The sequence below is a fragment of the Mesorhizobium sp. WSM4810 genome (assembly GCF_055811235.1).
Genome location: NZ_JBVVQV010000018.1, coordinates 40,057 through 47,452 on the forward strand (window position 1 = coordinate 40,057; position 7,396 = coordinate 47,452).

Genomic DNA, 7,396 nt, shown 5'->3' on the forward strand with positions numbered 1-7,396 from the left:
GCCACACGCGCGGCGGGACTAGTAGTCCGACAGCTTCTTCATGTAGCGCCGGCCCTCGAGCATTGGCCGATCGCGCAAACCGGCCAGCTTGTAGGCAAAACGCCATAGAGTGTCGAAGAAGACCAAAGGCACGAGATAGGGTTTGATGTGTTCGGACATACCGCTGAGGTCGAGTTCGGCTCCATCGAGCACCAGGATGTTTTCCCGGCTGCCGTACTCGATAAGGAAATCGCGGGCGCGTTCGGAAAGGCTCCGCGTCTCGTCCAAACCCAGCAAGACAATGAAGCAAGCATCCTTATCCACGACTTCGAATGGGCCATGAAAGAACTCGTTCGCGTGTATTGCCTGCGAGTCGTACCACTGCATTTCCATCAGCACGCAGATGGCGTAGGAATAGGCCGCACCGTAGCTGGCACCGCTGGCCAGTGTGTAGATTGCCTCTCGAGGTGCGAAGCGAGGGGCAAACGCCTCGAACCGGTCTGCGTAGGCCCGGTGCGCGCGCTCGATGGCCGGTTGAAGATGGCCCAGGGAGATCAGCAGGTCGTCGGTCAGCCCGCCATCCTCCCGAGCATCGATCAAACCGGCGAGCAGCATGTAGAGCACGCCGTAATTGCTGCAGGCTGCATCGATTGCTTTGCCCGTCGTGTACGAAGCCTGGTAGGCAATCGGGTGGTCGACCGCCCGCGCGAGGGGCGATGTCTGGTCGAGCGTCATGCCGATTGTCGTTGCGCCCCGCGCCCTGGCATGATTGGCCGCCCGCACTGTCTCCTTGGTGGTTCCTGTCTGCGAGCAAAGGACAACGAGCGTGTCAGGTCCCAACCGCCGCGGATCTCGGCAGACGAATTCATCCGCGTTGTAGCTGTCACAGGCGAATGTCCCATTGTGGCGGTCGAGGAAGTATTTGCCTGCCATCATGATCGAGAGCGAGCCGCCGCACGCCACGAGAAAGAGGTGCGAAAACTGCCTGCCCGCGGTGGCGTTCAGAGCGCGTTCTACGTCGGCAGGCAGGGCGGAAATCATGAGTATCCTCGTCTCGCTGACAGAGTTGGGGTCGGCGCGCAATTGACAGGCAGCAGTCATTGTGCGAACGTTATCACATCCTATAAGCTGAAAGTCCTGCAATGGTCAAGATTGCCGCGATGGGCGATAACGTGGTCGATTGCTATCTTGATCGCGGGGAGATGTATCCTGGCGGAAACTGCCTCAATGTCGCAGTCCACCTGAGCCGCTTCGGCGGGCAGTCGGCCTATGTTGGAGCGATCGGAAAAGACCAGGCCGGGGACCTGATCTGCACGGCACTGGCGTCGGAGCGCGTTGACATCACCCGATTGCGGCGCCTCGAAGGGCCGACCGCTTACTGCCTCATAGGTCACCACAACGCCGATCGGATTTTCCTGGATTTCGACCTCGGTGTTTCGATGTTCACGCCGACGCATGAAGATCTGGATTTTCTCTCAGGCTTTCAGGCCGTGCATATCGGCCAGTCCAGCGGATTAGACCCGTGGATTGCCTCAGTGTCAGGTAACTCTCTATTATCTTACGATTTTTCTACGCGACGGGAACCGGAGCATCGGCGAAAGATTGGACCTTATTGCTATCTGGCTTCCGTCTCAGGGGATGGTCTCGACGACAAGGAATTGGCCGCAATCGTATCCGAGCTGCTTGTATGTGGTTCAAAGTGGGTTTTGGTGACTCGCGGTCGAGCCGGCGCGGTGCTTCACAGAGACTCTGTCTCCTACCACACTCCGGCGCGGCTGGTCGAACCCGTCGACACCTTAGGCGCGGGCGACACCTTCATCGCCCGAACGCTACTCGGCCTGCTTCACGAAGAGGCGCCTCAGGACATTCTCCGCCATGCCGCAGAGGCGGCGGCTGCAACCTGCCAGTACTACGGCGCGATCGGCCATGCGTCAGCAATAGATATCGGGAACATGACGCCTGAGATCCTCCGCGGGGCCCGGCACGCTCCACCCGGGAAAGCTGTCTAGCTGCGAAATTCTCCGAAACAATTGACGCGAGGAACGGATAATGCTAGGGGAAGTGATAACGTTCTCATCCGCTCAACGAAACGCCGCCTAAGAGCATTTTTGATGGATCAGACGTCGAGTGGAACCGCAAGGCCGGGTTCGGCCGATTAAGAGGAGAAGACATGCAAACAAATTCGAGCAGGCGCCACCTGGTGAAATGCGGTCTGGCGCTGACCGTCGCGTTGGTGACAGGATTTGGCACATTGGCCTGGTCCACGCAGGCAAAGGCGAGCGACAACCCCTACAATCTCATCGACCCGATGGCGATCAGCGTCGGAACGATGGGCGATGCGAAGCCCTACGTCTTCACCGACGCCAATGGAAACTTCACCGGCTTCGATGCTGAACTCTTCCGCGACGTGGCGCGCCGGCTTGGGTTCAAGGAGGAGCAGGTTGTCTTCACCGGCCAGGAATTCTCGGCGCTGCTGCCATCCGTCGCCAACGGCCGCTTCGACGTCGCTGTCGCTGCCATTGGCACGACCGCGGAGCGCAAGAAGACCGTGGATTTTAGCGACGGATATATCGCCGGCTATCTGTCGATCATTTCGGCCGATCCGGCTCTGACGAGCAATGAGAGCACCGCCGGAAAGCGCATCGGCGTCATCCAGGGGACGCTGCAGGAAATCTATGCCGAGAAGAATCTGAAGGGCGACATCGTCAAGTTCCCCGACAACAACACAGCAGTGGCGGCGCTGAACAATGGGACGATCGATGGCCATTTCACCGACTATGAGTCGGCTAAGCAGTATGTAGAACGCTACAAGAACCTGAAGATAACAATGAACGTGCCGTCCTTCGATGCGCCAGCCGGGTTCGTCGTCAAGAAAGGCAACGATGCCTTCCGCGAGGCACTGAACAAGGCGCTGCGCGAGGCCATGGATGATGGCACCTGGAAGCGGCTGCACGAAAAATGGTTCGCGGGCACCCCCATGCCGGATCAATATCTGCCCAAGAAGTGAGTTCGAGCGACTTTGCTGTGTTTTCTGGCCGGGCCCGTGAGCAACGGTGCCCGGCCGAGTTATAGATGGACTTGATATGAGCTGGTTCGATACCTTCGCCCGCAGCTTCCTTGATTTCCAGGCGATGGCAGAAGTTCTGCCAAACATGGTGACGGTCGGCCTCAAGAACACCCTGATCCTGGCTGTCGCCTCAACGTTTTTCGGGACGCTGATCGGAATGGTCCTCGCCGTGATGGGGATCTCCGAGAACCGGCCGCTGAAACTCCTCGCGCGGGTCTACACCGATATCTTCCGTGGGCTTCCCGCCATCGTGACTATTCTGATCATTGGCCAGGGCTTCGCGCGGTTGGGCCGCGATCTGTTCGGTCCATCGCCTTATCCGCTGGGCATTCTGGCACTCAGCCTTATTGCCGGCGCCTACATCGGAGAAATTTTCCGGGCCGGCATTCAGAGCGTCGAGCGTGGTCAGATCGACGCCACCCGCACTCTCGGAATGACGTATGGCCAAGGCATGCGCCTGGTGGTGATCCCGCAAGGCATCCGCCGCGTCCTACCGGCACTGGTCAACCAGTTCATCGGCAACGTCAAAGACTCCAGCCTGGTCTATTTCCTTGGCCTGCTCGCCTCCGAACGCGAACTGTTCCGTGTCGGCCAAGATCAGGCCGTGCTGACCGGCAACCTGTCACCACTCTTGCTGGCCGGCGTGTTCTATCTCGTGATCACGGTGCCGCTAACCCACCTCGTCAACTACATCGACGCGCGCCTGCGCGTCGGCAAGCGTATCAGCGGCGTGCAGAGCGGCCTCAAGGAAGTCGCCGAGCTGGCTGACGCCGGTTTACCGGGCGCAGCGAAGTCGCCCGCGCGCTTCAAGGGTGGCAGCATCGAGGTCAAGAATATCGACATGGCCTACGGCGCCGTCCAGGTGCTCCATGACGTCAGTCTGAAAGTGGAACCCGGGACGGTCACCTGCCTGATCGGGCCATCCGGCTCGGGCAAGTCGACCTTGCTGCGTTGCCTCAACCGCCTCGTCGAGTGTCGAGCCGGAGACATCCTGCTCGATGGCGAAAGCATCTACAGCCAGACCCCTGACCAGCTCCGGCGGCGTGTCGGCATGGTTTTCCAGCAATTCAACTTGTTCCCCGACCGCAGTGCGCTCGCCAACATCACCCTGGCGCTGCGCAAGGTAAAAGGCATGTCACGCGAGGCGGCTGAGCGCGCGGCCTTAGCAAGGCTGCATGAAGTTGGACTTTTGGAGCGAAAAGACCATCGGCCGGCAAATCTTTCGGGCGGACAGCAGCAGCGGGTGGCCATCGCGCGAGCCCTGGCCCTCGAACCCGAAATTATGCTGTTCGACGAAGTCACCAGCGCCCTCGATCCGGAATTGGTGAAGGGTGTCCTGAACTTGATGGCCGACCTCGGACGGGGCGGGATGACGATGGTCGTCGTTACGCACGAGATGAACTTCGCTCGCAAGGTTGCAAACCAGGTCGTATTCATGGACGAGGGACGGATTGTCGAGGCAGGGCGACCAGCGGACCTTTTCGACAATCCGCAAAGCCCACGTCTTCGGCGCTTTCTGTCTGAGGTGCTCTGATTGCAATAGTGTGTGCAACGGCGAGTGCTGCTGTGTTCGGGCTTGCGGGGTGGACCTAACTGCCACTAGCTCGTCGTTACGACGCACGAATGGGCGGCGGAGCTTGCTGAGTGATTCAAAGATCGTCAAAAAACGCAACCATCATAGAGGTTGCTCGCCGCGCCGGGGTCAGTTCCGCCACGGCGGGGCGTGTGCTTGGCGACTACGGTTACAGCAGCCCCGAGGTTCAGGAGAAGGTGCGCGCCGCCGCAGCAGCGCTCGGCTATCGCCCCAATCGCCTGGCAAAAGGTCTGATCACCGGTAAAACGCAGACTATCGGAGTTGTGGTCGGCGACATCGAAAGCCCGTTCTACGCGAGCGTCTTGCGTGGAATAGGGGATGTCGCGCGCCGTGGCGGCTTCGGGGTTATCGTTACGAATAGTGACGAAAATGCCGAACTCGAGCGAGAGGCAGTCCAACTGCTGCTGGAAAAACAGGTCGATGGTTTGATCGTCTCGTCGACCTTCGCGGATCAGCCGGATCATCTTCGTGAGGCGGTCGCGGCTCGCTGTCCGGTGGTGCAGTTCGACCGCATCGTGGCAGGCCTGGAAACCGATTCCGTGGTGGTCGACAACGTGTCTGTAACGCGCAGCAGCATCGCTGCAATGATTGAGGCCGGACACAGCCGCATCGGCATACTGGCCGAACTAGGTCCGGGCCAGCGCGATGATGTCGGCTCGTTTGTGGCGAACGTCGACCTCTCCAGCGCCGAGGTTCGCTACCACCATCCAAGCTGGCAACGGCTGTTGGGTTATCTGGAAGCCCATCGTGCCGCAGGAATCGAGCCGAATCTGCAGTTGATCCGCCGCGTGACGGTCTATTCCAGCGAGGCGGCCCGCAAAGAGGCGCTCGATCTGCTGACGATGCGCAATGCGCCGTCCGCTCTATTCACCGCCGACGGTGTGATGTCGACAGGCGTTCTGGAGGCGACTTCCGCACTGAAGCTTGCGATTCCAGGAGACGTTTCGCTGCTTTGCTTCGACGATCTCGACTGGATGCAGTTCGTGGCACAAGGTATCACAGCCATCGCGCAACCCGCCCATTTGATCGGAGCGGCGGCGGCGGAGCTTCTCTTGAAGAGGCTGGCGGAGGCCACCTTACCTTTCGAGCACCGTGTCCTGGCGGCCCGCTTGGTGGAGCGCAATTCGATTGCCGTGCATGTCTAAGGCTGGACGATCTGAAGTCCCCTGAGAGGGGAAGAAGGCCCGTCCCTGACATTCAATCCCTGCCTGCCTTGACCTACAACGGTCGTAGGTCATTCAGGAAAGCATCGCCAGGTCAGTTGAAACCGCTGACCTGAGCTTCCCTGGCTGTTCACTCACCAACCCTGGCGACCCTAACGGCTTCGGCGCCGGTCCTCGTGAACGAGGACAGCCGCTGCGATGGCGGCGCTTGTCGTCTCGGGGGCGGGTGCACGAGCAGTTGTGAAATATATTTCTGTATGTGAATTTTATTGACACTCGAGCCAACTGCTGCGAATGATCAACCGCTGGGCCTCGGGAGGAGGTTCGGCCTCATCAACCACAAGCGGCGGCACGCAAGTGTCCGACCGCCCAATTGACCAGGCTTCGGCCGAGGGAGGACTCTTGCGCAAATTTTTGAGCATGCTCGCCATTTCGGCAGCCGCCACCACAGTGTTGGGGGCAAGCCACGCCGCTGCCCAGGCCGCTAACCCGTTCAAATGCGAGCCGGGTGAAAAATACGTCATGAACGTCATGGTTTCCGGCGTCGAATACTGGTTCCCGGTCTACGAGATGTTCAAGCAGGCTGGAAAACAGTTCGGCTGCGAGACCGAATACACCGGGACCCCCGAATACGACGTGAACAAGCAAATAGCGACGTTCGACCAGGCGCTGGCTCAGAAGCCGGCTGGCATCCTGGTCCATCCGATGAACTCCGATCCCTTCATCGAGCCAATCAATCGGGCCATTGAGCAGGGAACGGCAGTAGTCACATTCGCCGCAGACTCGCCCAACTCCAAACGCGTATCCTACATCACCTCCGACAACGTCGCCGAAGGCACCTATGCTGCCGATGCAGTCGCCAAGGCGATGGACGGCAAGGGCGAATACGCGGTCCTCGAAAACCCCGGACAGGACAATCACGACAAGCGCATTGCCGCCTTCATCGCCCGCATGGAAGCCAAATGGCCGGATATGAAGCTCGTCGGCCGCGCTGCGTCGAACCAGGATGCGACGAAGGCCTATCAGGCCGTGCTCAGCCTTGCTCAGGCGCATCCCGATCTGGGCGCGGTGTTCATGCCGGAAGCCAACTCGGCAATCGGCGCAGCTCAGGCCGCCAAGGAAGGCGGCGGCAAGATCCGGGTCATGCTGGCCGACGTCAACGCCAAGATCCTCGACATGATAAAGGCCGGCGAAATCTTTGGCTCAGTCAACCCGAACCAGGGCATGCAGGGCTATATGGGGTTCATGCTGCTGTGGATGGCCAAGCATCCCGAACTGATCGACCCGATGAACGACGCCCGGCGGTCGGGATTCAACGCCATGAGCGTGCCCTTCGTCGACAACGGCTTTTCCATCGTCACCGCGGAAAATGCCGACGATTTCTATTGGGACGCCTACCTCAAGCGGCGCGGCACCAAGGGCATCGAGGAGTAAGGCCAGCCGCTCTTCGAGCTCCTTCGGAATGCTCGACCGGACGGGGGGGGGGGGCGCCCCCCCCCCCCCCCCCCCAAAAAAAAAAAAAAAAAAAAGGGGGGGGGGGGGGGGGGGCCCCCCCCCCAATGTAAAAAACGGCCACAAAAAAAAGAGAGGGGC

General features: G+C 60.0%; 6 protein-coding genes. 5 read left to right on the forward strand and 1 reads right to left on the reverse strand.

All coding sequences use genetic code 11. The annotated features are described in order from the left end of the window. Positions 1 to 18: 18 nt before the first annotated feature. Complete coding sequence (locus tag AC0L3O_RS23405; protein WP_287120052.1) at positions 19 to 1,020, reverse strand: SIS domain-containing protein; 1,002 nt, start codon at positions 1,018 to 1,020, stop codon at positions 19 to 21. A gap of 101 nt (positions 1,021 to 1,121) precedes the next feature. Here AC0L3O_RS23405 and AC0L3O_RS23410 point away from each other — a divergent pair, with 101 nt between their 5' ends. The 5 genes from AC0L3O_RS23410 to AC0L3O_RS23430 all read left to right on the forward strand — a co-directional run bounded on the left by AC0L3O_RS23410 (position 1,122) and on the right by AC0L3O_RS23430 (position 7,237). Then, positions 1,122 to 1,988 carry a PfkB family carbohydrate kinase gene (locus tag AC0L3O_RS23410; protein ID WP_473616749.1) on the forward strand — a complete coding sequence of 289 codons (867 nt, stop codon included), beginning with the start codon at positions 1,122 to 1,124 and terminating at the stop codon, positions 1,986 to 1,988. A 161-nt stretch (positions 1,989 to 2,149) separates the two neighbouring features. After that, positions 2,150 to 2,986: an ABC transporter substrate-binding protein gene (locus AC0L3O_RS23415; RefSeq protein ID WP_236388090.1), complete on the forward strand. Its 837-nt coding sequence runs from the start codon at positions 2,150 to 2,152 to the stop codon at positions 2,984 to 2,986. A gap of 76 nt (positions 2,987 to 3,062) precedes the next feature. Continuing rightward, complete coding sequence (locus AC0L3O_RS23420) at positions 3,063 to 4,580, forward strand: amino acid ABC transporter permease/ATP-binding protein (RefSeq protein ID WP_473616750.1); 1,518 nt, start codon at positions 3,063 to 3,065, stop codon at positions 4,578 to 4,580. 110 nt (positions 4,581 to 4,690) lie between these two features. Continuing rightward, positions 4,691 to 5,785, forward strand: coding sequence for a LacI family DNA-binding transcriptional regulator (locus AC0L3O_RS23425; RefSeq protein WP_473616751.1), 1,095 nt, complete (start codon positions 4,691 to 4,693; stop codon positions 5,783 to 5,785). Positions 5,786 to 6,205: 420 nt separating this feature from the next. Further along, positions 6,206 to 7,237 (forward strand): substrate-binding domain-containing protein, encoded by a 1,032-nt coding sequence (locus AC0L3O_RS23430; protein ID WP_287071218.1) that lies wholly within the window; start codon positions 6,206 to 6,208, stop codon positions 7,235 to 7,237. Positions 7,238 to 7,396: the final 159 nt, after the last annotated feature.